The sequence below is a fragment of the uncultured Chitinophaga sp. genome, assembly GCF_937898475.1.
Taxonomy (GTDB): domain Bacteria; phylum Bacteroidota; class Bacteroidia; order Chitinophagales; family Chitinophagaceae; genus Chitinophaga.
The window spans coordinates 31,070-57,527 of sequence record NZ_CALEJS010000010.1 but is presented as its reverse complement, the minus strand read 5'-3'; the positions used below and the strand labels follow the sequence as shown (position 1 = coordinate 57,527).

Below are 26,458 nucleotides of genomic sequence, written 5' to 3'. Positions count from 1 at the left end.
TTCAATCAGTTGGGCCTCTATATAAAACCACCGTGATCAAAAGCGCGTACATATTATCCGGAGAGAGGTTAAAATCATCTGATCATGGTAGCAGATAATGACCAGGTACTTTTTCAGCAAATGAAAAACAACCAGGAAGCAGGGTTCCGTGCGCTTTTCCTGAAGTACAGTATGCCGCTGCGGACGGCAGCCTATTTCCGGCTGAAAGACCTTCAGCTGGCGGAGGATGTGGTACAGGAGTTCTTCCTGGCGTTATGGGAAAAACGGCACCGGATCAATATTGACCGGTCTGTTAAATATTTCTTCTACCAGTCTGTCCGTAACCGTTGTAACGATGTGCTGGACAAACGGGAGGTGTATAGCCGCAAAACAAGGGAATATGCGGCCGCCGGGGAAGCATATATCCATCCGCTGCTGCCGGAGTACCTGCAGGCCCCTTTATATAAAAACGTCAGCTATTACATGAGCGCACTGCCGCCGCAGGCGTCCAGGGTGTTCCATATGATCGTTATAGAAAATAAAAAGAAAAGTGAAGTAGCCGCACAGATGGCCGTGAGTATAAATACCGTCAAATCGCAGCTAACCCGTGCGATCAGCATTTTAAGAAAACGTTTTGGTGGAGATGGAATACAATAGTGAAGACATACACATCCTCTTAATTGAAAAAATATCCGGCGATATCAACCCTGCTGACGAAGCACTGGTAGACAGGCTTATCAGGGATGACCCTTCCATTGCCGAAGCCTGGACTGCCCTGCAGGCCACCTTTTCCACACCGGAAGGCCGGGAGGCGCTTGATCCTGCGCGGCATGAAGCGTTTGCAGAAAAGGTGCTCACCACCCTGGAGCAACGGCAGCGAAAGCAGCGGCGCCGGTATTACGACATTGGATGGGCCGCCGCAATATTATTACTGTTGGTTGCCAGTTTGCAGTGGCCCGGTGCACAGCGGCCGCCATCTGCCCCTGCCCCGATGCCGGCGGCCAGGCAGGAAGTTTGCCTGCAGCTGGGCAATGGGCGGCTGATCAGCCTGGGTGATAACAGTCCGCAGCACATCCCCCTGAAAGATGCCTACCTGCGGCGATTTCATGATACGCTGACCTTTACCGCCGCGGGCAACAAAATGGTGAATACACTGATCGTTCCACCCGGGAAAGACTATACGCTCTTATTATCCGATGGTACCGAGATCAGGCTGAACGCCGGTACTACCTTGAGTTTCCCGTTCTCGTTCCCGGACAATAAAAGAGAGGTCAGCATAAATGGCGAAGCATACTTCAGGGTGGCAAAGAAAGCTGGCCAGCCGTTTATTGTGTACACGCCGCAATCAGTGATAGAAGTGCTGGGCACCAGCTTTAATGTAAATACCTACCAACGGCAACGTACCACCGTTTCCCTGCTGGAGGGCGTCGTAAAGATAAAAGCCGGTAATGATGTGCAGCTGCTGCAACCAGGCACCCAGGCGGTTTGTCTTTCACACCAGGGCATGGAAATACGGCCGTTCAATAAAACCGAAACGTTTTCCTGGCTGAAGGGGGAATATCTTTTTCACGATACGCCGCTACAGGAGATTGCTCGGGTAATACCCTGCTGGTACGGTGTGGATGTAGTGCTGGATCATCCCGGTATTGTTAACAAACGTTTCTCCGGCGTTATCCATAAAAACAAACCGCTGGCTGTTTTTATTGAGCATCTGCAACGCACATCCGGGCTGCGTTTCGAGTACAAAGGCAGCGTGCTGCACATAAAATAGCTTACTTAATTTAATTTCATTACCAACCAACCATATCATCATCCATGATTGTTAAGACCTTTGGCAGCGCGGTACAGGGCGTTGCCGCCATTACCATCACCATCGAAGTGAATGTTTTCCCGAGAGGCACGCGTTTCTTTATTGTAGGGCTGCCAGACAACGCTGTAAAAGAAAGCGAGAAACGGATTGAGTCTGCCATCGTCAGCCTGGGCTACCGCTTTCCGCGTTTCCGTACCGTAGTGAACATGGCCCCGGCAGATATCAGGAAGGCCGGATCTGCCTACGACCTGCCCATCACTCTTGGCATTATTGCCGCATCCGGACAGATGCCCGGCGAAATGTTATCGCAGTATACCATCATGGGAGAGCTGTCGCTTGACGGTACCATTCAGCCTGTCAAGGGCGCTTTGCCAATTGCCATACAGGCAAGGCGGGAAGGATTCAAAGGACTGATCGTTCCTTTGCAGAATGCCCGTGAGGCCGCTATGGTGAATGAACTGGAAGTATACGGCGTATCGCACATCCGTGAGGTGATCGGTTTTTTGCAGAACCCCGGCTCACTGCAACAAGTACACGTAGATACGCGGCAGGAGTTCATGATGGCGCAAAGAGATTTTGACGTAGACTTCAGCGATGTTAAAGGGCAGTACACGGTGAAACGGGCCATGGAAATAGCGGCCGCCGGCGGACATAATGCCCTCATGATCGGGCCGCCGGGTGCTGGTAAAACAATGCTGGCAAAGAGACTCGCCACTATCCTCCCACCCTTAAGCCTGCACGAAGCGCTGGAAACCACCAAGATCCATTCTGTTGCGGGCAAGCTGCCGGAGCATGCTTCGCTGATAGCCCGGCGCCCCTTCCGTGATCCGCATCATACCATCAGTGATACCGCGTTGGTGGGCGGAGGCTCCATTCCACAACCAGGGGAAATCTCACTGGCGCACAACGGCGTACTGTTCCTGGATGAACTGCCGGAGTTTAAACGAAAAGCGCTGGAAGTAATGCGGCAGCCTATTGAAGAACGGAAGGTGACCATCTCACGCGCGAGGATAGCGGTTGAATTCCCAGCAAGTTTTACCCTGATTGCTGCTATGAATCCATGTCCTTGTGGCTTCTACAATCATCCATCGAGGGAGTGCTCCTGTGCACCGGGCATGGTGCAGAAATACCTGAACCGGGTATCCGGCCCGCTGTTAGATCGTATAGACCTTCACGTTCAGGTAACGCCGGTATCTTTTACCGCCCTGCATTCACAGGAGCAGCCAGAATCCAGCGATGTGGTGAGACAGCGGGTGATGCGGGCCAGGGAAATACAGGCACAACGGTTTGCAGTATACGAAGGAATTTACTGTAATGCGCAGATGAACAGCAAGCTGCTAAAACAAATGTGCCGGCTGGACAACCAGTGCGGCACATTGCTGAAGAACGCCATCAGTAAGCTGAAACTGTCTGCCAGGGCTTATGACCGGATACTGAAGGTAAGCCGCACCATTGCAGACCTGGAAGGCAGTGAGCATATCCAGCAGGAGAATATCGCGGAGGCCATACAGTTCAGAAGCCTGGACCGCGAGAGCTGGGGAAGATGATATGAGGAGCTGTTAGCTGTTAGTTGTTGGCGATTTGTGATTAGTGTTTGTTTGAAGGGCAGGGTTAAAGGCGGGGCGTTCTGCACCTTTCCATTTTGTTTTTACCAGTAACAGTAATATCAGGATAGCTAATACGGTGTAAGCAATCCCCAGCATGGCCTGGTTGGTGATGTTCACGGTATTTACCAGCAGCGAGCTGAAAACAGATGTTATAATGCCAAATCCGCCGCCAACCAGTCCGCTGGCCTTTCCTGCATATTGCGGAAAGCGGATGAGGCAATAGGACATCAGGTTATTGAAAATAAATCCGCCTGCGCTGTGCAGCAGGAATACATACAACAGCAGTGTCCATAAGCTGTGATAATAGATTGTCAGCGGTATCAATACTGCCACGGTTACCAGCTGCAGACCGCAGGCCAGTAACAGTTTCCTGAGGAAAGGCCGTTGTATCATCATCCTTGACAGGGAGCTGCCAATCATCACTGACACACCCGAGAAGAGTGAACAATATCCTGTTACCGTTGCATCCAGGTGCAGCTGGTTTTCGATGAGGAAGGGGCTGCACATTCCATATAACAATACCATGGCATAAGTGAGTCCGAGTATGATCATGCCTGAAGTAAAATCCGGTGTTCTGACCATACTGCCATACGTGTTCAGGATCACACGTGCATTGAATGGCTGTGCTTCCTTCAGGGATTCTCCGCCTATCAGCAGCTCAATGAAGAAGAAGCACAGACCAAAACAACCCAGGAAGATAAAGTTGGAGGACCAGCCCCAGCTTGTTTGAAAAAATCCTCCCAGGAAAGGCGCCACAATAGGCGCAATGGCCCATATAACAGAAAACAGGCTGGTATATTTTTTCAATCGTTCTCCGGTGAACATGTCAATAAAAAAGGAGCGCTTACTCACTACGATGACGGCAACCGTCAAACCGTGCACGATCCTCATGGCATAAATAACCTGCAGATCAGACGAATAGGCAATCACGAAACTGGCCGCGCTGAATACCAGCAATGATACCAGGTTGGGCCAATAACGGCCAAAGGTATCGATCAATCCGCCCACGAGCAGTTGTGAGATGCCGTAACTGATAATGAATAGCGAAAGGGTGAGTTGGATAGCTGATGGCGCAGCCTGTAGTTTTTCCGCCATATCCGGTAATGATGGAATAAATATATCCATGGCAAACCCGGAAAGGGGGATCAAACCCAAAGCAACAATTGTGTTTGTTCCGATCATGGATGTCCTGATTCTTTTCATCTGTCAAACGCTTAGTTGGTGAAGCTGCAAAGATATCCAAGCCCGCGCCGGGAGAATTATACGGTTCAAAGGTATGCTTATACAAATCAAAGGCGGTAGGCCGGATCACCGGCCAGCCTGAATTCCATGGGTGCAAGCCCGGTAAATTGTTTAAAGAACTTGTTGAAGTGTGACGGGTATTCAAACCCAAGCGCATAGGCAATCTCCGCGATATTCCAGTCTGTGTTTCTCAGCAGGGCTTTTGCCTCTGAAATGATACGTTCCTGGATGATAGCGCGCGTTGTTTTACCGGTATACTTTTTTATTACGCTGTTAAGATGGTTTACATGCACATGCAGCTGGTCTGCAAAATGAGAAGGCATCAGTAGTTTCAGTGCATTGCGGGGAGAATCGACCGGGAATTGTTTGTTCAGCAAAGTGAAAAAGGAATTCACCAGGCGATCCTGGATGACAGGCGGCTTTGACAGCTGCTGTTGTTGCAGGCGGATGGCTTCATGGATCAGGAGCTGCAACATATTGCGGATCATATCCCATTTAAAAGGATAAGTTGAATCCTGCAGCGTCTGCATTTCCTTAAAGTATCTGCTCAGGCGTTCACTTTCTTCCGGAGATAAATTTATGACAGGATGCACGGCAGGATTAAACAGGGAGCAGGCATATTGTATGTCTGGAGAAATATGCCCTTCAATGAAGGGTTTATTGAAAAAGCAATAGTGACGGTACACCGGGCCGGCGGTAATCTCAATGGATGCCGGTACGTTGGGATGCGTTAACACCAGGCTGGGCCGATCTAAATGTATTTCGCGGTCATTGTATACCAGGATACCGCTGGTATTATCAATACCGGTACTGCTGAGGCAGATCCTGTAATAGTCCCTGCGGTTAAAGGGTGATTTAGGCAAGGGACACTGCGCCGTTTTGGCGTTAAAATGACCTTTGCCTTGCCCGCCCTGCAGCAGGTCCTGCGGGATGTGCATCCCTGTTCTTTCGTAGTACTGCAGCAGGCTTTCCGTGGGTATGCTCTTATTCATATGCACCTGGTTTACCGTTGAACTTCTCAGATAAGCTTATACAATTCAAAGGTAGTGCATTTTGGGATAAGCACGAGCCGCAAACTTAAAGGGCTTTCTCTAAATAAACCAAGCCCCGGCGATCGACGAGGCTTGCTTTACTTATAACCTTGTTGTCAGTTCTCTATTATTTATCGGCACTTTTCAAGAAGGTTCCGGGTATAAATAGGCCCCCAGAAAAGCCAGGAGATAATTGCTAACGAGCTTACCAGAACAATTGTCATACTAAGCCGATGACTCCCAAAAAAAAGAGGCTTCTCCGAAACAATTTTCCTCCCTTTACCATACTTGACACATAACAAATAACTCGTAATCAACGACAAAACTGCGATCCCTACCATTGGGTATAAACCTATTCCCTGACAGAATAATAAAATACTTATAACATCAACAATACCATTTACTAAAAATGATAGCAATACCCCAAAAACAAATACAGCTGTTGAATATGGCGTCAGATCAGGAATTACCCGGCTGTATAACAGATAGTAACAATAATAATAAACTTTAAATATCATTTTTATTAATCTTCAGTATGAACTCCAAAAAACTTTTGTAACGGAACACGAACGTTTTCATGATATCCGGGTATCTGCGTGATCACACGCCCGATTTCCCAGCCTACTCCCCAAGCAGCGCCTGGCACACCTCCAAAGGTCGAATAAGCATTGGAGGCCTGTTCGATCACATGCTGTGCTGTTGTGATCTCACCATTTTGTGCTTGCTGATAAATCATAAAAGCATTGTAAGCTCCTAATGTTCGGCCAAGCCAAGTAAGGCCAATATTAGCATATTTAGTATTGTATGTTTTGATCTGACCTGCGCTTCCTCCCTTCCATCCGCTTTTATAAAGTTTTGGGCTAAAGTTGGTGCCTTTCTTATTGAAAAGCCGGAAAGTGGCCCCTTTGAGATATTGATCAGTACTGGACACTAATAATCCTGCCGATGATAATGCCACCCCGGTAGGATCAATCGCTTTGGCCGCCCATGTCGGAACTTTGTCTCCTTCGTTAGCGCTCAGCTCTACACCATACTCTTGTATCCAATATTCATTAGTTGCCTGACTGTTTTGAGCATCCGTATTGTTATTAAGAGAATTAAACTCTTGAACAAACTTATCTTTATTCTCATTCGCAATTGTAACGGTAGCATCATTACCATCATTGGTTTCTCCCAACAAAACACCGTCTTCATCCTCGTATCTCGTATCTAACTCCCCGGTTGGATCAAGCCTGCTTATCGGGTCATTTTGTACGAAATTATATGGAGAAAGCCACGACCTTTTATCAGTCATAGGATCTTGCATATTCCATCGTCCTATTTGCCCATCATACATCCTCGCTCCATAATCATACCATTCCAGGCCTGAGCCATCTCCGAATTCCTTACTTTGTAGCTCCTTCCCATTATATTTGAACCTATTCTCGCGATAATTCGTCCCTTTCAGCACATTATTACTAATGCCCACCATTGTAAGGCCGTATGGATAATAATGTGTCTCCTCCAACAAAGGCCCACTTGCCGACAGTACCGTAACATTATCAAAGAGCACATCCTGTTCTGTTTCATTGCTGGTATACACATAGAGAAAACCACTCTTCTCCATCACCATCTTATCCACCGCCAATGTCTGCAACTCATCCGGTTCTCCTTTTACCTGTCTTACACCACTGTTCTCCTCCACTAAGTTAAACTGATCATCGAATAATACAAAATTCAGATATGCCTTCGGTTTATCCTGCTGATTCTGGTCTGCATCCCTTTCCTTTAAGCGCTGGTAATCATTAGAATTAAAGTTGCCAAAAGGTGATACGCGATCTGCTACCCGATTGGTATGTGAGCCACTGGATGCTGCTTCGCCGCCAAACGCCTGCAGCAAACCTGCCACCATATCCTCGGGAGTTACGGACTTACTATCTTTGGGACCGGCTGACTTATAAAAAGCCCGGGCGCCAATCTGTATGGTGTCACCCGCCATTACCTTCAACACCAGTGAAGGACCTATCTTCTTACCGCCGTCTTTGGCATTCAGTTTGGCCACATACTGGTTCTGCGGGTTTGTCTCATCCTGCGGATAGCCTACCGGTTTGACGGCCCTGGTTTCATCAATATTACTGAACAGCGCCGTTTCGGTAGCTGCCTGCTGCGTTTCCATCGTGGCGGTATAAATACTCAGATCCTGTTGATCCGTCAATACAACACGTACATTACCCAGGTGATCTTTAAGAAAATAGTCATATACATAGTCGGTCAGCTGACCATTGCTAATTACCGGGCGCATGCGGCCCTCCTCATGTCCCACCAGTTCCTGCACATTTTCACGGTATACAAAGCCTGACATATAATCTGTTACAGTGGTTTTAGATGGAGTGACGGTGTTATCAATTACCGTCTTCTTCACCTTATTGCCGATCGCGTCGTACAGGTATTGAATGCTACCTTTTCCGCTAATGGTGATGCTTTGCGGCAGGTTCAGATGGTTATAGGTTATAGCCGTGATGTTCTTATTCAGGTCTTTGATAAGATTGCCATTCAGATCATAGTCATAATCATCGCCGCTGTTCGTGCCGTTGATGAAATCACCCAGTTTGGCACTAGTGGTATTAATGGGATCCCCTACTGCTGCCAGTTGATTACTATTGGCACGGTAGGAATAGGTGAGCTGATCTATCGTGGTGGCGACGGTACCTACCATTCCTTTTTGTGTCATGGCACCGATGTTCCCGTTAGGATCATAAGAAATGCCACTCACCGAAAAGTCTTTTTGGTCTTTTGTCCAGTTGGTACTGCCGCCGTTCTGCTGCGTAAAGTCGGCAGCCGTTAAGCGGTTAGCATTATCATAGATGTAACCATAGGCCCGCGAGATCTTATCTCCGCCACTTTTCCATTTACTTCCGGCAATATTGCCATTGTATTGCTTCACATTAAAGCCATAGTCATAACTAAGCTCCTGGCCAAACCAGTTACTGCTATTGCCGGCGGCATTTACATAGCTTTTGTTTATAGATTTCTGCCAGCCGCGGATGTTGTACTCAAAATTCTGCGTTTCCAGGGGTGCGCCGGTTCCCTTTATACCAAGGCGTTTGCTCTGCAGCCGTCCTAACTCGTCATAGGTGTTGTCTGCAATAGTTCTTTCCCAGGCAGGATTGTCATTCAGCCGCTTCCTGACAGTCTTCACCCGGCCAGCAGCATCGTAGGATATCATAGTTAGCAGGGTAGTCTGAGGTGTAATCCCACTACGCGGATTCTTTTGCCTCAGGTAGGTACTAAGCAATTTCCCTTTAAAGTCATAGAGGCTAGTGGTGATGTCCTGTCCGCCGCTAATATTATCAGCAATAGCCTGTATCACCCTGCCTTTATCATTGTAATAGATAGTAGTAGTAAGCCATCGGTCTGTAGTCCCCAGCACTTTTGCTTTTGTACCTGTTATAAGGCCCTTGGTCATGCTGCTGATTCCAGATACCGTTTCCGCATAAGGGTTACTGTCTGCTTGAGGCTTAGTAAAGTCGGTTGTTTGCGCAGCTTGCACACCGGGAAAACTGTAATTGTCATAAAAAGCATAACTTAATGGCGTTAGGGCGCTTGAAGGTATGTTGGGCAAGGGATTAGTCGCTGTTATTGTGGCGGTTCCCTGGTTGGCGCTGGTATTGATCTCTACCTCAAATTCAGCGTTCGTAAACGAATCAAATCCATCTTCGAATGTTATAGAATTGGTGGCCTGGTAATTTTGTGTTACACCGTCATAATTTGCCACCACAAGGTCTGCGACTCCGGGGAAGGTATAGGCAATGTTCTGGGTATTGGATGTGGCGCTGTTCATACTGTTTTGCAGGGAAACCCGATCAGTAGTACTGTTATAAAGCGCTGTCATTACCGGACGATTGAAACCATCGTAAAAAGTCGTCAGCCACTGGTTTTTTGCCCTCAGATTGCCGTCCTGTGTAAACACAAGCCTGTCACGTACGTCATAAACCATATCTGTATAGCCAGCTCCCGGCAGCTGTTTCCGGATCATTCGTTTACGACCGTCATATTCATACAGATAACAGAGCCCTGCAGCTGTTGCAGCATCAATCACCCAAGTGTTTTTGATCAGGTCTACTGCTTTGGGAGGAATTACACAGCGCAGGTTGGCCAGATCATCATACACATAATAAGTGCATAGCCATCCACTATGCCCATCAGCTGCGCCGGTATTCAACTCGACCCTTCTGAGCACCGTCTGCTTATCTTTATTCTTGAATTCTACCAGCCGCATTCCGTGTTCATCTTTGGTTACATTCTTGAATAAAGTTCCATCTTCATATACGCGGCTGCTCGTGGGTATGTTGCTATTTGGAGGCAATTCCCATACACGCACGGCATCAGCAGCCACATTTATCAGGTATTGCTGCTCTACAGGTTTATTGCCGCCTCTTTCTACTCCGGCCGGATCATTCTTTGCCCATGTATTTCCAGGGGCATAGGTTTTTATTGAGCGGTCCAGGGGTGAAGCTTCGTACTCTGTTTGTGCATAGTAAACACTCTCTCCTGCTGCCCCTGGGTTCAACGTATTGTTTTCGTAAAAGGCTTTTTGATCGTTGAAGGGATTTGTTTTGAATTTGCCGTCATTTGTATTCCCCGTTTGCGATACATAGGGAAGGTACCTGAATTGTTCACGCCCAAGAGCATTAAATATTACGGGTTCTACCAGGTCTTTGCCCGATGGAGAAAACCCTTTGCTTACTTTTTGTAAAGGCCTCCCTAATCCGTCAACATATTCAGTAACCTGTTTAACTGCATTTATATCTGTTGAGGCGGCAACGACAGCAGGGTCTGATGTAGACATATTGGGCTCCCAGGTACGAATAAAGCTGACAGTAGTATTGGGATAAACGGAACGGGGAGGAGCGGCTATAGCAGCCGGGCGGGCACTTCCATCTGGCACATTTTGAGCATACAAAGCGGCGGAGCCGGGTATAAACATCAGACTGCAAATGATCCGTCTTATATATAAAGAAATGTTTCGCATTTGGCTTTATTTCAAAGAATTCTAACTATTGATTAATGGGCACCATGTATTTATAATCGTACTGTTTAAGGATCTTACCATCCTGGTCTTTAACCAGCTTCAGACGGCCGAGATTATCGTACTCGTAGTAGGTTGTTTTACCGGAAGGGTCGGTTTCTGACGTTATCCCGGCCAGAGGGGAGTAGGTGTATGTTGATACCTGCGCGTTTGGTAAATTGGTTCTCAACTTATTAAGCTCCGTTTTGATCTGCGATTCCGTGTACTGTCCACTTGCATTATCCAGAATGGCGGGATTAATGATACCTTTGGCTGTATTATAATCGCTTCCCTCTATCTTAGCCACAGGATATCTTGAGTTATACCCCCATAAATAGACGTTATTTATATCATTCACTTTCTTCTTCTCTACAATGTTTCCGTTAGCGAACAGGTAGGACAGCTGGTCATTGTACCTGGGATCTTTGGTAAGGGCAGTATTACCAGCTACAGCTGATGTTGCAAAATTGCCTAGCGGTGCAGCTATATCTATCCATTGTAATTTGCTCAAACTTGGAATGGTGGCCGGGGTACTCAAAAAATCAAATTTATAAAATTCTGCGGCAGTCAATTTACCACCCCTCCATTCCGTCTTTTCAATGATTGGATTAAAACGACGGATCTGTAATTCCAATATAGGCTTGAGATCGCCATTAGCATTGGCCTTACCGGCAGCCATGCAAGATTGAAATGCATTTGTGAGGCCAGTAAAATTGTTCTTTCGCAATAAAGCAAAATTTTTTCTTGCCTCAGCACGACATATCCTGTTATCTACACGGGCAATAAACCTGTAATCCCGCGTCAGGCTGGTATTGCTTAATGTTGCATTCATAGCTGCATCGCATGCGTTGCAGGCGCTGATATATTGCGCTATGCCATCAGATATGCCATCACAATCAGGTAGCCGGTAATCAAGTGCGTATTTCATTTTTGCCTCCACGCTTTCTCCCTTTGAACCAGTTGTAACAACTCGCGTAACCTGTCGGTGATAGGGGCTTTCAAAGTATTCTTTTTTTGTTATTTGAAGACAGGCACCACCGGGAATACATGTAGATTCAATCTTCTGAATTTCCTTTTTCCAATATCCTCTTATTTCGTATAAGGTGCCCAGCATAGACGCCCCGTTGCCGCTTTTCACAATATAGGAAGGAGTTGCCACCCTGCTACTGTCAAAAATATAATTGTACTGGATGTCTTTAATCCTTTGGCCACTCTCATTAAAATGTCCTTCATATTTCAATAATCCCCTCTTATATTCAAAGGGGACGGGCGCCGAGGGATAATTGGGTATCGAAAAATCACATTGATAAGGATCTATATCCCTGTAAGCGACGTCATCATGGTTTAAGTCCCATAAATTTGAGCCGTAATAACGGTATATACTGTAACCGTTACTATTCTGGCTCACCTTTACTTCATTGTATCCTATATGATTACCTTGTGTAGTAGCCATAGGTATTATTCCACAAGGAGATTTATAATAGCTCTGCCTGGCCCCTTCCACTGCAAGGCAGCCATGAGGAGCATAGTTGGTGTGGGTAATATTCCCCGGCCATCCCTCCTGGGCAAGTATATCGTTCCTTACCACTTGCACATATACCGGTCTGCTATATAGTATTCCTGAAGACTGTCCATTCACATCATATGTATAGTTGGTTACTTCGTTATTCAGGCCGGTTCCGTTATCCCTGGTAATGGATTTGATCCGCAGACCTCCTACTGTTACATTGTTCTGTATATGTGTGGGAACAATTTCATAAAAGGTCACCTGGGCACCACTCGTTCCACTTCTTGCATCTGACCTGGACATATTAAGGGTATAAGTTCCTGCAGGAATCTGTACGATCTGGGAGGAAGACTCACCCCCGCCTGCTCCTACCCCCAAAACAGTTGTTCCATTAGCCGCTATCAGCTGGGCCGAAGCACCACATGGCGAGGTACCCGGACACGAAGCATTGGACAATACCACCCTATAATAGTTACTGTTAAAAGAAAGATTACTCCAGGAGGCGAATCCATTACCATCATACCCAACAGTGTAAGCTGCTTTGTATTGCTCGTCATACCGGGTATCTGTTACCCAGGTAGTATTGGGTTCAAACTCAAAGATGTCGCTACCACCCGTAGGGTATGTTATTTTTGTGAGCGCCCCGCATTGCATCTGCGGCCATTTAGCATCGCGATCTGCACCGTGGACAAACGTAAAATTATTTTTGGAGTAGGTGGGAATTAACGTAACAGGATTATAGGCTCCATTGTAAAATCCCCAATGATCCTGCGAGAAAGACAGGAGCCGTGCTGCAAAATTATTATAGTAACTAAACAAAAAAGGCTTGACGATTAAAGCGCTATCACATGACTGTTCTGTTAAGCTATCAAGCTTCAGGCGCTTTTTATCGGATTGAATGTTGTAAAAGCTAAAAGCGGTCGCCAGCGGGCTCACATTATCCTCGAAATAACTATAAGCGAAGCGGAACTTCTTGCAAAAATTATTCCTGCCGGATATAGATATAGTTGCTAACGCTTTGCCTTGTGTATTGGATGTTTCGTTAAGGCCGCCAATCAATTCTCCACTCAAGTCCAGCCTTGGAGCATTTGCAGGTATAAAGTCAACATTTCCATTTGAAAAGCTGATCTGACTCAAACGTACGCCCGAAATAAGATTCTTGACCAGCTCATATTCCAATGGGCCTTGTATAGCTTCTGCATCCACCGGGTACATTGCGATTGAATAATAGCTATAATCTTCTGCATCATACTTGAAGGAGATAGTGAACATTCCATCGGCCGAAACTATTTTATTTAAATACCAACTTGAGATGACCGTTTCTGTTAAAAGCTGATGACTGGCAGAATACGGGAAGGTCGTCTCCACAGGATTTGCGCCAGAAACTGTACCTCCTTTGTTAATTCCAAAATAATATTTGTCGCCGCTGGGAACGCTGATAATAAAACCATAGATATTTGCACTGAATGACGTATGCGTATTGGCGGGGTCGTTAGGATCGTCACTCGGATAGTAATATTCAATCTTCAAATCCTCTCCACCAACAACCACTGGACGACGATCATCATCAAAGAAAAACTTACCAGAGTACCCTCCAAAATTGAAAAAGTACAGGTCAGCCTCACCATCGTAAAGATTGTGTAAAAACTGATAGTCATTTGGCGCAGCAGGGCCGCTGGATTGGGGATAACCGCCAGACTGCCCAATTGTAAGATAGCTGCTGTAACCGTAGTCACTGAAATGGCCTCTGATTGCGTTGCTGTTGCCGCTTTCATCCGGCGCCCCTCTCACTTTCCGGGTGATAACGCCACCTGCGTTCAAGGACCATCCCGCACCCACCCAACCAGCGGGCTCCATCACCCTTAAACCTGCCGCGTGGTACCTCAAGCTAATGGGCAGTGACAGCGAGCCTTCCTTTACTGTATAAAGCGGTATTTCAATTTGCGGAATGCCCGTATGATAATTTACAGGGATATCTGCATATTTACCAAGGGACGCCGCTGTTGGCGATGAGATAGATACGTCCGCATATTTCCCACGCTGATCCTGGGATGATGCAGAGAGATGCAATATACTGATCGCAACAACAACTAAAAGAGCATGAACAATAAATCTCAGTTTCATATAACAGGGTATTCTATAATGCTGTGTAAATGGATACAAATCAATGTGAGGAGTAACCTGCAGCAGTTTGTAAAGAATTAAGGCGATGGTGTTTTCTGGGCTGGCCTAGCAAGCTGCATGTTTCCGGAAAAGTAACTTGGAAGCTCCCGAAGATACCGGTTAACGACAATAGTAGGGAAAGGGATCTGGACATAACACCAACGTTTTACATCGAATTATGGTTGAATAATATTTTACAAAAATGGCACTCATCTACGCACAGTACATGCGTTCACACGATCAGGAGCATTAGCATTAACGAGTGCTGAGAAAGTCCGGTTTCATACAAATGGGTAACAACAGTACTTTCCAGGTATAGCTTCGATAGCACAAAACAAATTCTTTTTCCTGAATACCCCAAACACAATTGAATATATCGCGTCTAAATATTTCATAGCATCGCAAATATATCCCCAGTCCCCTACCAGGGTGCTCAGTATAAACGTGTTTTCGTAATGTTTACCTGCGGCTAACTACTCACCGCCACCTTATTATACTCCTCCGACAGCTTCCTTTGCAATTCCATTGGTACCGGTGCATATTCCGCAAAACTGGCCTTTACCTTGGCCTTTCCCTGGGTAATATTGCGCAGGGCGGCGTATAATTTATCCAGCTCAGCCTGGGGGGTGCGTGCCTTGATCACCTGGTTGCTGTTCACGGAATCCATACCGGTGATAATACTGCGGCGGCTTTGCAGCTCGCTCATGATGTCGCCGCTCATATAGTCGGGGGCAGTGGCTTCAATATCGTATACAGGTTCCAACAGTTGGGGAGCCGCCTGGTGGAAAGCGTCGCGGAAGGCCATCATGCCGGCGATCTTGAAGGAGATATCGTTGCTGTCTACCGGGTGCATTTTACCATCGTATACACTCACCCTTACATCGCGCACATAAGAGCCGGTGAGGGGGCCTTCCTGCATCTTTTCCATCACGCCTTTGAGGATGGAAGGCAGGAAACGGGCATCAATAGCGCCGCCTACAATACAGTTGTTGAACACCAGCTTGCCGCCCCAGTTGAGCGCAATTTCTTCCGAATCGCGTACGGGAAATTCTTTCAAGGGGGGCATGCCTTCATAGTAGGGCTCTATCTTCATATACACCTCGCCAAACTGCCCGGCGCCCCCGGATTGTTTCTTATGACGGTAAGAGGCGAGAGCGGGTTTCTGGATGGTTTCGCGATAGGGTATTTTGGCGGGGAGGTAATCTACCTGCATCTTATAAATGTTTTCCAGGCGCCATTTGGTAACGGCCAGGTGCAATTCTCCCTGTCCGTGGAGGATGACCTGCTTCAGTTCGCGGTTATACTCTATTTCCAGGGTAGGATCTTCCATATGGATCTCCGACAGCACCTCGCCCAGCTTTTCATCGTCTGATTTGTTGCGGGCTTCGATGGCGGCGCGTACTTTGGGCGGGGGGAAATGAATGGGATCTACCTGCCCGGTGAAAGATTTATCGTTCAGGGTATGATTAGTGAGGGTGTTCTTCAGTTTAAGGCTGCAGCCAATATCACCGGTGCGGAGCCGGTCTACCGGGTTGCGGTTCTTCCCGTCCGTTATGAACAACTGGTTGAGTCGCTCCGTGGTATTGCCCTTTTCGTTGACCAGCTCCATCCCGGCTTTCACCTCGCCGGACAATACCTTAAAGAAAGACAGGCGCCCGATATGCGGTTCCAGGAGGGTTTTGAATACAAACAGGCAGGCCGGACCAGCGGGATCGCAGGGAATGGGTTGCCCCTCTTCGGTCACTTCGGGGGGCATTTCTATGGCTGAAGGGGCTACGTTGTCTATAAATCCCATCAAACGGCCGCTACCCATGTTCCTCTTGGCCGATAAACAGAATACGGGGAACACCTGGTGTTTCAGCATGCCTATTTTGAGCCCTTCCCGCATTTCGTCTTCATCCAGGCTGCCTTTGTCAAAGTAGTGTTCCATAAGGGTATCATCGTTCTCGGCTGCTTTTTCCACCAGCTCGTTGTGCAGCTGGTCTGCCCGTTCCTTTTCGCTGTCGGGTATGGGCAGCTTCTCCGGCTTACCGCCATCGGCAGGGAACTTGTACATCGTCATTTTCAGCAAATCGATCACGCAATTAAAACCAATACCCTGATTAACAGGGTATTGCATAATGGTAACGGCGGTCCCCAATATACGGCGGGCATCCTCCACAACTTTGTTGAAGTTGGCCTCCTCGTTGTCTAAGTGATTCACTGCCAGTATCGTAGGCTTCCGGTACTTATCCACATAATCCCAGATCAGCTCAGTGCCTACTTCCACCCCATACTGGGCGTGTAAAAGCAGCAGGGCGGTATCGCATACGCGGATGGAAGAGATCACCTCGCCGATAAAGTCTTCCAGGCCCGGGGTGTCTATGATATTGATCTTATAATCTCTCCATTCGGTGTGCAGGCTGGTAGCATATACGGAGCTTCCCCTTTCATACTCTATTTCGTGATAGTCGGATACTGTGTTGGCTTCTTCTACCGAGCCGCGCTTATTGATAATGCCGGCTTCAAATAACATGGTTTCGCTGAGGGTAGTTTTTCCGCTTTTGGCGGCGCCTAGCAGTACGATGTTTTTAATGTGTTTTTCATCATACGTTTTCATCCGTTATTGTTTTAAGCGTGAAGATCGGATGGAACCTCAGGGGCTCATCCGGGAAGTGCTGCATGGCCAGACGGAGCCTCGGGGTTTCATAAGTGGAACTAGTTACTATTAAGTTAACATATTTTACGTAAACTTGGCAGCAATTATAAAAAGATGTTGCAACATCGAATGAGGGTTTTCCCGTATCTTTGCGTTTCACACTAAACGCTGAACGCAGAAAGCAAAAACAGACGCTTTTCTGCATTCAGCGTTTAGCATTAAGCATTCTTTACCACCATGAAATTATTCCTCTATTATCTTAAAGCTTATAAGTGGCTTATAATGCTGGCTTTACTGCTGGCTTCGATCAACCAGGTATTCTCCCTGCTGGATCCATATATCTTCGGTCTGATCATTGACCGCTTTGCTTCCCATCCGCAGGTGGAAACCATTGATGGCAGCAAAATTGCCCGCTCCATGCCCAAATACCTCAACGGGGTATTGATGCTGATACTGGCGTCTATCGGCGTGGCGATGGTATCGCGTATTGCGAAGGCTTTCCAGGACTACTTTGTGAATGTGATCATCCAGAAGTTCGGGGCCCGGGTGTATACTGATGGCTTGCGGCATTCACTGCGCCTGCCTTACCAGCAGTTTGAAGATCAGCGCAGCGGTGAAACACTGGCCGTACTGCAAAAAGTCCGCACCGACTCAGAAAAATTCATCACCTCTTTTATCAACGTGCTGTTCACCTCACTGGTAGGCGTTGTGTTTGTGATGATCTATGCTTTTAAAGTGCACTGGTCACTGGTGTTTGTATATTTTGGCGGCTGTATCCTGCTGGGCGTACTGATGAACGTACTGAGCAGGAAGATTAAAACCGTACAGAAGACCATCGTGAAAGAAACCACCATGCTCGCAGGATCTACTACGGAATCACTGCGTAACATAGAGCTGGTAAAAAGCCTTGGGCTCACCAACCAGGAGATACGGCGGCTGAACTCTACCACCATCAAAATACTGATGCTGGAACTGAAGAAAGTACGCACTATCCGCAGTATCAGTTTTGTACAGGGCACCTTTGTGAACCTGCTGCGTTCCAGCATCCTGTTCCTGCTGCTGTACCTGCTGTATCCCGGTACCGTGTCAATAGGCCAGCTGTTTACCCTGCAGCTGTACTCCTTCTTTATTTTCGGACCGCTGCAAGAACTGGGTAACATCATCCTGGCCTACCGCGAAGCGCAGGTTTCCCTGCTCAACTTCCAGAACATACTGAACACACCGGTGGAAGTGATGCCGGATAAACCCGTACCTGTTAACAAAATAGATGAGCTCACCTTTGATCATGTGGGTTTTAAACACCTGACAGCCGCCAATAAAGCGCTGGACGATATCAATTTCTCGGTGAACCTTGGCGAAACCATCGCTTTTGTAGGGCCTTCCGGATCCGGTAAGACCACCCTGGTGAAATTACTGGTGGGACTTTACAAACCGGATGAAGGAACTATCCTGTATAACGGCGTGGACAGTACGAAAATTGATATTGAAGAGCTGCGCGCCCAGATAGGTTTTGTAACGCAGGATACCCAGCTGTTCTCCGGCAGTATCAAAGAGAACCTGTTATTTGTAAACCCGCGCGCTACAGATGAAGAGATCATGGAAGTACTGCAGAAGGCTTCCTGCCAGAGTCTCCTGCTCCGGGCCGACAAAGGCATTGATACCGTGATCGGTGAAGGCGGTATCAAGATCTCCGGCGGTGAAAAACAACGGCTCTCCATTGCACGCGCGCTGCTGCGCCATCCCCGCCTGCTGGTATTTGATGAGGCTACTTCTGCGCTGGACTCCATCACAGAAGAAGAGATCAGCCAGACAGTAAGACAGGTGACCGCCACCCGCGAGCATATTACCGTGATGATCGCTCACCGTTTGTCTACCATTATGCATGCAGATCGTATATACGTGCTGGAGAAGGGACGCATCATTGAAACCGGTACCCATAGCAGCCTGCTGGCGGAGAAAGGATTGTACTATGCGATGTGGAGACAGCAGATTGGAGAAAAGCGTGAAATGTCTGGGGTGAAAGTTTAAATGTTTGAGAGTTTGAGGGTGGTCCCAAAGGGGTAAGCCTGAGGGCGTTAAACCTGCAAACTATCAACTTTTGAAAATCAAGTTTATTGTACCTTCGCCATATGGAAAGAAAGCGTCCGAATTATTTTCTTAGCATGCTGAAAATGAAATGCCCTCATTGCAGAAGGGGTGACATGTACAGGAATAAGAATCCTTTTCACTGGCGGTTCTCAAGGATATTCAACATGCATGAGCAGTGCCCGGTATGTGGACAGCAATTTGAGCTGGAAACCGGGTTCTGGTTTGGAACAGGCTATGTGAGTTATGCATTGGGTGTAGCTTTTTCTGTGTTTAACCTTATCTGGTTCTGGTTGTTTTTCGGCCTGTCATGGAGAGATAACAGCGTCTTCATCTGGCTGGGCGTGAATGGTGTGATACTGCTGGTGTTCCAGCCATGGCTGATGCGTATCAGCCGGGTGATCTACCTCTACTTTTTTGTGTACTACGATGAAAGTACGGAGCAGTTGCCCGATCCGGTGAACGGACATGCAACCAAAACAATTCAATAAATAAATAAAAAAAGAAAAGCGCCCGGGTTATGATAGCCCGGGCGCTTCTCTTTTATAGCTGCTTAGTAAATATGCCTGCCTTGTAAGAGGCGCTTTTCCAGTTCTTCTTTTTTGATCGCAAACTGCTCTCCTACCTGCTTACCGTTGCGGTAAGTGACCACTGTTATCTGGGCGGCTCCCTTGGGAAAAGTTAAGGGCTGTCCGTTGTAACGGGGATAGAAAGGATCCGGATCAGAGTTATCGAAGGTGTAGTAAATGTCGAGCCCTTTGATCTCGGTAGTCAGGCTGACTTTAAGCTCACCCTTTTTATCTCTTGCAGGGGTAGCAATCGCGTTGTAAGCGCTGCGGGCGTATTTGACACCGGCGGCATCCAGGCGTGGGAACTGTGCTTCCAGCCTGTTGATGAAATCATCCCAGTTACGCTTGGATTTAGGGCTCCAGTACACTTCTGCGAGGGCCAGTGAACGGGGCCAGGTCATGTATTGTACATGGCGGAAGGTGTTCACGGATTCTGTCCACAGGTTGCCTTGTCCGCCGAGGATATATTTTTCATCCACGTTATCCGGTACGGGGTCATAGTTATAGGAATCGCTGAGGCGGCACATACCATAGGTGGGTGGTTCTGCAGCGGCCTCTCCCTGGTAAAGGTCCAGGTAAACGAAGTCCCAGGGCGTCATTACCACATGATGGTTCATCCGTGCAGCCGTAATGCCGCCCTGCATGCCGCGCCAGCTCATTACCGTAGCTTCGGGCGCCAGTCCGCCTTCCAGTATTTCATCCCAGCCTATCAGCTTTTTGTTCTTGGACAATAACATTTTCTCCATCCGTTTTACGAACCAGCTTTGCAGTTCGTGCACATCTTTGAGATGTTCGGTCTGCATGCGGCGTTTGCATTTGGGGCATTTCTCCCAGAAGCCTTTGTAGGCTTCATCGCCGCCAATGTGAATGTATTTATTGGGAAAGAGGGCTGCCACTTCGGTGAATACTTTATCCAGTACGGTAAAGATGGAATCGTTGCCAATGCAAAGCACATTATCGTTCTTTTTACGGAGGCTGTCGCCAGGACCTACCATGTATTGCAATTGTGTGCAGGACAGGTTAGGGTATGCTACGATCATGGATAAGCTATGGCCCGGCACATCAATCTCGGGCAGGATGGTTACATAACGTTCCTGTGCATATTGGATCACCTCCTTAATATCTTCCTGGGTGTAGAAACCGCCATAGGGAACAGCTTCGCCGGGTTGCGGCGGTGCAAAGGTGCCCCAGCGCCCTACCCTTTCCACACGCCAGGCGCCTTTCTGCGTGAGCTCGGGCAGGCTTTTTATTTCGATACGCCAGCCGTTGTCGTCTGTAAGGTGCCAGTGAAAGGTGTTGTATTTATAATTAACCATTTCGTCTATATAGCGCTTTACTTCTTCTTTGGTGAAGAAATGACGGCTGACATCCAGCATGAGGCCGCGCCAACCAAAGCGGGGGTAGTCCGTGATCTCCGCACAGGGAATGTTAAACCGGGTGGCGGTAGATTTTACGGTGTCCCGTAAGGGAACCATCTGCAGCAGGGTTTGCATGCCGTAGAAGATACCCGCGGGCGTGTTGGCCTGGAGGTGGATGCCGGAAGTTGTGACGCTCAGGGTATAGCCTTCCTCGCCTATTGATTTGTTGTGAGTGGTTAAGAGTTCGAGGGTAATGTTATTGGGTGCGCCAAGGTCTCCGGCTTTTATATCGATGCCTGTCATGGCGTTGAGCTGGTTGGTAAACCACTGGGCCGTGCCTTTCAGTTGTTTGTCTTCACCGCGTATGACAAGATTTACTTGCTTGTTCAGATTAAAATTGCCCTGCAGTTCTTTGAGCATGACGGGTTCCGGAATGAGTTTGATCCTGCTTGAATCTGTGGCGAATGAGCAGAGCTGCGCGAGGAGGGCGCAGGTGAAGAGCATTATTTTTTGCATGAAATAAGATTTGCGATAGGGGTAAATATAGGGGGATGGGGATAGGAATGCAAGTTTTATTGATGTATGGGGGATGGAAGACCTGTTTGACGTTTAAAGAAGATTGCTTCGTCGCGCTCCGCACATTCCCGCGCGGCTTCTCGCAATGACGGCGGAGGGTCTTCAACGCCGTCATTGCGGAGGACCAACCCGCAGGGCGGGCCTCGCGTTCGTTATTGCGAGACCCTTCGGGCCTGCGGGGAGCCCGGCCGAAGCAATCTTTTCTTTCTATTTAAAATCTATCGGCACCGCTACTTTCACGCTAAAAGTGCGGCCCATGTTAAACACCCCTGAACGGCCGGTGAGCTCATTAACAGGAGCATACTTAAGGCGGCTCAGGTGGCTCTGGTAGGCCACATCGCCTATATTGTTCACTGCAAAATGTAATGAGAACAAAGTTTTATTGTTCTTGTTTACCACGTCTGTACCCAGATTTGCATTCAATAAGGTATAACTATCAGTAGGTGTTTCTGTCTCATATGCACTGAACACGTTGTTCTGTTTGAAGTTCATGTCCATCTGCAGGCCGATATAGGCGTTGCGCAGGCAGCCGCTTACCTTCTTAAAATTGCCTCTTAATTCGCTCAGCCAGCGGGCTGCGGGAATGTTGGGCAGGTATTTGGTAGAGTCTGTAGCATTGCCGGCGGTAGCGCGCACATAAGAGAAGGTATTCTCAAAGTGCAGCCAGTCAATCGGGTGCGGGTGTATATCCAGCAACAGTTCACCGCCATACAGGTTAGCATTGGTTTGCTGGTACCTGAAAGCGGAGTAACCATCATCATTATCTTCCGTGGGAATAGAATCTGTACCTGCGGCGCTCAGCAGCTTGCGGGAGAAGATAAAGTCACTGATGTGATTATAGAATACATTGGCGCCGAGCGACACGTGCTGTGTATTAAACTCCACTCCGCCATCCACCTGCGTACTTACTTCCGGTTTCAGGTTGTTGTTGCCGTATTCATATTTGATGGTGCCTTCGTGCACCCCATTCGCTGCCAGTTCGGCGATGTTGGGAGCGCGGAAACCACGGGCAGCATTCAGTTTCAGTATCACCCTGTCGCTTGCTTCATAGCTGATGCCCACGCTGCCGGATACATTGGAGAAGTTGCGGTCAAAGGCGGCGAACTTGGTAGTACCCTCGTCTTTAGGCTGCTGAATGGGAGCGCCTTCTTCGTCCAGGTATAAAGCTTTTCCTTTCATTGAGCGGGTATCGAAACGGAAGCCACCGCTCAGGGTCAGTTTATTAAAGGTTTTGCGGGTGATGGCAAAAGCCCCGAAATCAAAGAGGTCGTAATTGGGAATGAGAAACTCATCGCCGGAGATGCGGTTGGTTTGCTGCATACCGTTTACGCCGACGGTAGTTTGCCATCCTGCCATCTCGGGGAGGAAGTATTTCAGGCTGTAGTTAAAGGTTTTCAGCTGCAGGCGGAGGCCTGGTTCATCGGGCAGGAGCACATCTTCATACTCACGGCGCTGGTTATACTGATAGCCCAGGGTAATGCCCAGTCGGCCGCCGTTGTGCAGGTAAAGATTATTATCCCACACAATCTTCTGGTGGTTGATCTTTTGCTGCGGCATGTTGATGGTGTACGACTTAAAATTATCCGCCACCTTTTCCACTTCCCCGCCGTCCACATTCGCTACCTGTATAAAGCGTCCGAGGCTGTCGCGCTCCCCTTCTACCAGGCCCAGGTTCTGGTTAAAGGAGGTAAAGCTCAGGCGGGAGTATCCCCAGTGTTTATTCAGCCCGATGCTGGCGCCGTAGTTGGTGTTCTTAAAGCGGGAGTTGAATACGTAACCATCGTATTTATTCTTGTAATCGTGCGCCCATTTCTGGGTGCCGTATACACTCCAGCTAAAGCCGTTCTGGTTGCCGCCCAGGTCTGCATGGTAGGAAACCTGGCCGTTGTTGTTAAGATAGTTGGCGGCAAAATTGCCTTTCACGCTTCCTTCGGGCAGGATGGAAGGCGGTACAATGTTCACCACCCCTGCCAGTGCATCAGAGCCGTATACCAGGGAGGCAGGGCCTTTCAGCACTTCTATCTTTCCTACGTTGTAGTCATCTATTTCAATACCGTGTTCATCGCCCCATTGCTGGCCTTCCTGGCGTACCCCATCTCCTATTACCACAACGCGGTTATAACCCAGGCCGCGGATAAAGGGTTTGGAGATCGCCGGTCCGGTGGAGAGCTGGTTCACGCCCGGTATTTTAGCAATGGCATCGATGATGTTGGTAGAGATATGCTGATCAAGATAATCCCTGCGGATGACGCTGATGGGTGCAGGGTTCTGTTTTACGTTGGTGGCCAGGTTCACGCCTGTTACCACTACCTCGTTCTTTTCGATCAGTGTTTCAGACAGTTCAAAATCCTGGCTGGTAGCGCCTTTAATATTGATGGAGGCCGTATAGGCGGCATAACCTATATAGTGGATCTCCACTACAAATCTTCCGGCTGGCAGGTTTTTGATGGTATAGTTGCCTTGTGCATCGGCGGAAGCGCCTACATGCAGATCGGGCAAATATATAGTAGCGCCAGGCAGCGGGCCATGGCTGTTCTTATCGGTGATCTTCCCTTTTAAAGTATTGTCATAACCTTCATCGGCAGGAAGGGCAAAAGATGAAAGGCCAGGTAACAATAAGCATAGTGCTCCGGCAATAAGTATACGCAGCGTTTGCATAAATTTTTTAAGAATAGAGTAACGAATAAACAGATGCTAATGACGGGTAGTTGGTCATTAGTTGTTAGTTGCTAATAATTGAGAGTGGGTATCAGATAAAAAGAGACGGGGGCGCACGGAGGGAAGCGTCTGCATGGCTGATCTTTACGACCTCAGGGATATAGGGCTGTGCATATATCCAGCGTACGGACCGGGCCACCGGGGCGTGATAAACATTTGCCTGCTCATAGGGCTCTATCGCTATTTGCAGGAATTCGCAGTGCTGGTGTTTAACGGAAAAAGCGAGACCGTCAGATGAAGTGCAGGAATGCGGGTCTACCGTATCCTGGTGCGGAGCAAAAAGGTGCAGGAACTCCCGGGGGGTGGTATGCAGTGCAAACACTCCCAGCAGTATGATAGCCAATACCTTATGTATCCAGTGCTTTTTCACCTAACGGTTTAGTGAACACAAAGATAGGAAAAAACGCCGATTTGCAACTTTGTATCATTTAAGGACGCTGAAGGGATAAAAGCAAAACGCTGAACGCAGCCTGCATTTTTGCATTAAGCGTTCAGCGTAGCGTATTCAGTATGTCGCGTTTACCTTACTTTCAGCATGGTGCGCACCTGTTGTACGGTACCGTTCTGGAAACGGGCGTAGTACACGCCAGTGGGCAGCCGTTCGCCATCGAAAGTGATGGTGTATTCGCCGGCTGTATGTATTTTGTTCACAGGCACCAGGATCAGGCGGCCGGTGGTATCGAATATCTGGATCATGGTATGACCGCCCCTGGTTTTGTACTTCAGGTAGGTTTTGTCCACGAAAGGATTCGGATAGTTGGTAATATAGTTTTTCCCCGCGTTCTGGTTGATGTCGTCCGTTCCGGTGATCACGCCGCAGGCGAGGCCGGATACAATGGGCAGCCGCTGATAATCTTCGAAGAGGATCTGTTTAAGATCCGCTTCTTTTACGCAGAACCACTGTTCGAGGATGGAGGCGTATACAGAACGGAAATCGTACTGCATCGGGATATTATCGGCTACGCTGGAAGCATCCGGAATGTTGGGAGAGTTACCCAGTACGCCCTGCAGCACATAATCGCCGAAAACGATCATGGGAGCGGCGGCGCCGTGGTCAGTACCCATACTGCTGTTGGATTTGATACGGCGGCCAAATTCGGAGAAGGTCATACCTACAACGCGGCGGGAGGCTTTCAGCTCGGTGAGATCGTCCATGAAGGCTTTGATGGCGCTGCTCACATCACCCAGCAGTTCAGCGTGGTACCCTTTGGAGGTATCCCCGGCCTGAGCCTGGCTTGCGTGCGTATCAAAGAAGCCGTAGCTCACCATGTACATGCGGGTTTTCAGTCCGCCCGCTATCAGCCTTGCCACGATCTTGAGCTGGGCGGCCAGCCTGTTATCAGGATAGGCGCCCTGGCGTGTTACTTTGCTGGCAGCCAGTTTGATGCTGTCTGCATATTTATCTGACTGTTTGGCGATGAGGCGAATGTATTTGAGCTCATCACCCCAGTGTGTGTTGGGCACGGGATCCTGTTGGGGGTTATCCAGCAGGTCATAGAAGTCTGTAGCGCTGGTGATGGCTACCGCCATATTTGCATTGGGCCCCTGGAAGGTAGGCGAAATGATGGAGCCTATCTGGATGGCCAGCGGATCGGGCGCTTCTGCGTTGGGGAAGCCTTCGGGGAAGTTGGGATACTCATAGTTGAGGTACCTTCCTCCCCAGCCGGTGTTCAGCACCTGGTTGGAGTTGGAGCCGGTGAGCCAGATATCCATGGCGCGGAAGTGGGAATAATCTGGCGAGGGGTATCCAACGCTTTGTATGATACAAGCCTTCCCGTCGTCATACAGTTGCTGTATACCTGTCATAGCCGGGTGAAGGCCGGTTTTAATATTATTGGCAAGGGGCAGTACCTGGCCCTGCTGAATAGCGATGTTGGTACGAGCCGCCCGGTATTTATCGTAAATATCCAGGGGGATCACCATGTTCAGACCGTCGTTACCACCGGTGAGCTGGATCATAACCAATACGTGGTCGGTATCCGTAGCGGCGCCTTGCAGCGCTGCCAGCATGGGGGATGCGGCAAATGCTTTTACAGAGAACCCATCAATGATGGATGGCAGTACGGCTGCCGATGCTGTATGTTTGAGAAAATCTCTTCTACGCATATTAGGAGGTCTTTCAGTAAGG

14 protein-coding genes are annotated in these 26,458 nt (G+C 48.3%); 5 read left to right on the top strand and 9 right to left on the bottom strand.

The window, feature by feature from the left end; all coding sequences use genetic code 11:
* Positions 1 to 84 precede the first annotated feature (84 nt).
* From Q0577_RS00650 to Q0577_RS00640, 3 genes are read left to right on the top strand one after another with little or no spacing between them, the layout of a single operon-like run.
* Complete coding sequence (locus Q0577_RS00650) at positions 85 to 636, top strand: sigma-70 family RNA polymerase sigma factor (protein WP_298731761.1); 552 nt, start codon at positions 85 to 87, stop codon at positions 634 to 636.
* Entirely contained in the window at positions 623 to 1,750 is a 1,128-nt protein-coding gene (locus Q0577_RS00645; RefSeq protein WP_298731760.1) for a FecR family protein, read from the top strand. The genes Q0577_RS00650 and Q0577_RS00645 overlap by 14 nt, the downstream gene beginning before the upstream one ends.
* A 44-nt stretch (positions 1,751 to 1,794) precedes the next feature.
* Entirely contained in the window at positions 1,795 to 3,336 is a 1,542-nt protein-coding gene (locus Q0577_RS00640; RefSeq protein WP_298731759.1) for a YifB family Mg chelatase-like AAA ATPase, read from the top strand.
* A gap of 12 nt (positions 3,337 to 3,348) precedes the next feature.
* Here the strand turns inward: Q0577_RS00640 and Q0577_RS00635 are convergent, their stop codons facing one another.
* From Q0577_RS00635 to Q0577_RS00615, 5 genes are all read right to left on the bottom strand, one after another.
* The gene (locus Q0577_RS00635) at positions 3,349 to 4,599 is read right to left on the bottom strand and encodes an MFS transporter (RefSeq protein WP_298731757.1); all 1,251 of its coding nucleotides are present in this window, start codon (positions 4,597 to 4,599) and stop codon (positions 3,349 to 3,351) included.
* An 86-nt stretch (positions 4,600 to 4,685) separates the two neighbouring features.
* Complete coding sequence (locus Q0577_RS00630) at positions 4,686 to 5,630, bottom strand: AraC family transcriptional regulator (RefSeq protein WP_298731755.1); 945 nt, start codon at positions 5,628 to 5,630, stop codon at positions 4,686 to 4,688.
* A gap of 562 nt (positions 5,631 to 6,192) precedes the next feature.
* Entirely contained in the window at positions 6,193 to 10,596 is a 4,404-nt protein-coding gene (locus tag Q0577_RS00625) for a DUF6443 domain-containing protein (RefSeq protein WP_298731753.1), read from the bottom strand.
* A gap of 109 nt (positions 10,597 to 10,705) precedes the next feature.
* Complete coding sequence (locus Q0577_RS00620; protein WP_298731751.1) at positions 10,706 to 14,347, bottom strand: RHS repeat domain-containing protein; 3,642 nt, start codon at positions 14,345 to 14,347, stop codon at positions 10,706 to 10,708.
* 508 nt (positions 14,348 to 14,855) lie between these two features.
* Positions 14,856 to 16,985 (bottom strand): elongation factor G, encoded by a 2,130-nt coding sequence (locus Q0577_RS00615; protein WP_298731749.1) that lies wholly within the window; start codon positions 16,983 to 16,985, stop codon positions 14,856 to 14,858.
* Positions 16,986 to 17,306: 321 nt separating this feature from the next.
* Between Q0577_RS00615 and Q0577_RS00610 the strand changes: the two genes are divergently transcribed.
* Together Q0577_RS00610 and Q0577_RS00605 are read left to right on the top strand one after the other, a co-directional pair.
* Positions 17,307 to 19,052, top strand: a complete 1,746-nt coding sequence (locus tag Q0577_RS00610) for an ABC transporter ATP-binding protein (protein ID WP_366883629.1) — start codon at positions 17,307 to 17,309, stop codon at positions 19,050 to 19,052.
* Between the two features lie 173 nt (positions 19,053 to 19,225).
* Complete coding sequence (locus tag Q0577_RS00605) at positions 19,226 to 19,600, top strand: DUF983 domain-containing protein (RefSeq protein ID WP_298731745.1); 375 nt, start codon at positions 19,226 to 19,228, stop codon at positions 19,598 to 19,600.
* A gap of 62 nt (positions 19,601 to 19,662) precedes the next feature.
* On the opposite strand, the gene Q0577_RS00600 is transcribed toward Q0577_RS00605, so the two are convergent.
* The 4 genes from Q0577_RS00600 to Q0577_RS00585 all read right to left on the bottom strand — a co-directional run bounded on the left by Q0577_RS00600 (position 19,663) and on the right by Q0577_RS00585 (position 26,436).
* The gene (locus Q0577_RS00600; RefSeq protein ID WP_298731743.1) at positions 19,663 to 21,552 is read right to left on the bottom strand and encodes a family 20 glycosylhydrolase; all 1,890 of its coding nucleotides are present in this window, start codon (positions 21,550 to 21,552) and stop codon (positions 19,663 to 19,665) included.
* A gap of 267 nt (positions 21,553 to 21,819) precedes the next feature.
* Positions 21,820 to 24,270 carry a TonB-dependent receptor gene (locus tag Q0577_RS00595; RefSeq protein ID WP_298731741.1) on the bottom strand — a complete coding sequence of 817 codons (2,451 nt, stop codon included), beginning with the start codon at positions 24,268 to 24,270 and terminating at the stop codon, positions 21,820 to 21,822.
* A gap of 91 nt (positions 24,271 to 24,361) precedes the next feature.
* Positions 24,362 to 24,700, bottom strand: a complete 339-nt coding sequence (locus Q0577_RS00590) for a hypothetical protein (RefSeq protein WP_298731739.1) — start codon at positions 24,698 to 24,700, stop codon at positions 24,362 to 24,364.
* A gap of 149 nt (positions 24,701 to 24,849) precedes the next feature.
* A complete protein-coding gene (locus Q0577_RS00585; RefSeq protein WP_298731737.1) occupies positions 24,850 to 26,436 on the bottom strand; it encodes a DUF1501 domain-containing protein in 1,587 nt (528 codons plus the stop codon).
* Between the last annotated feature and the right edge of the window lie 22 nt (positions 26,437 to 26,458).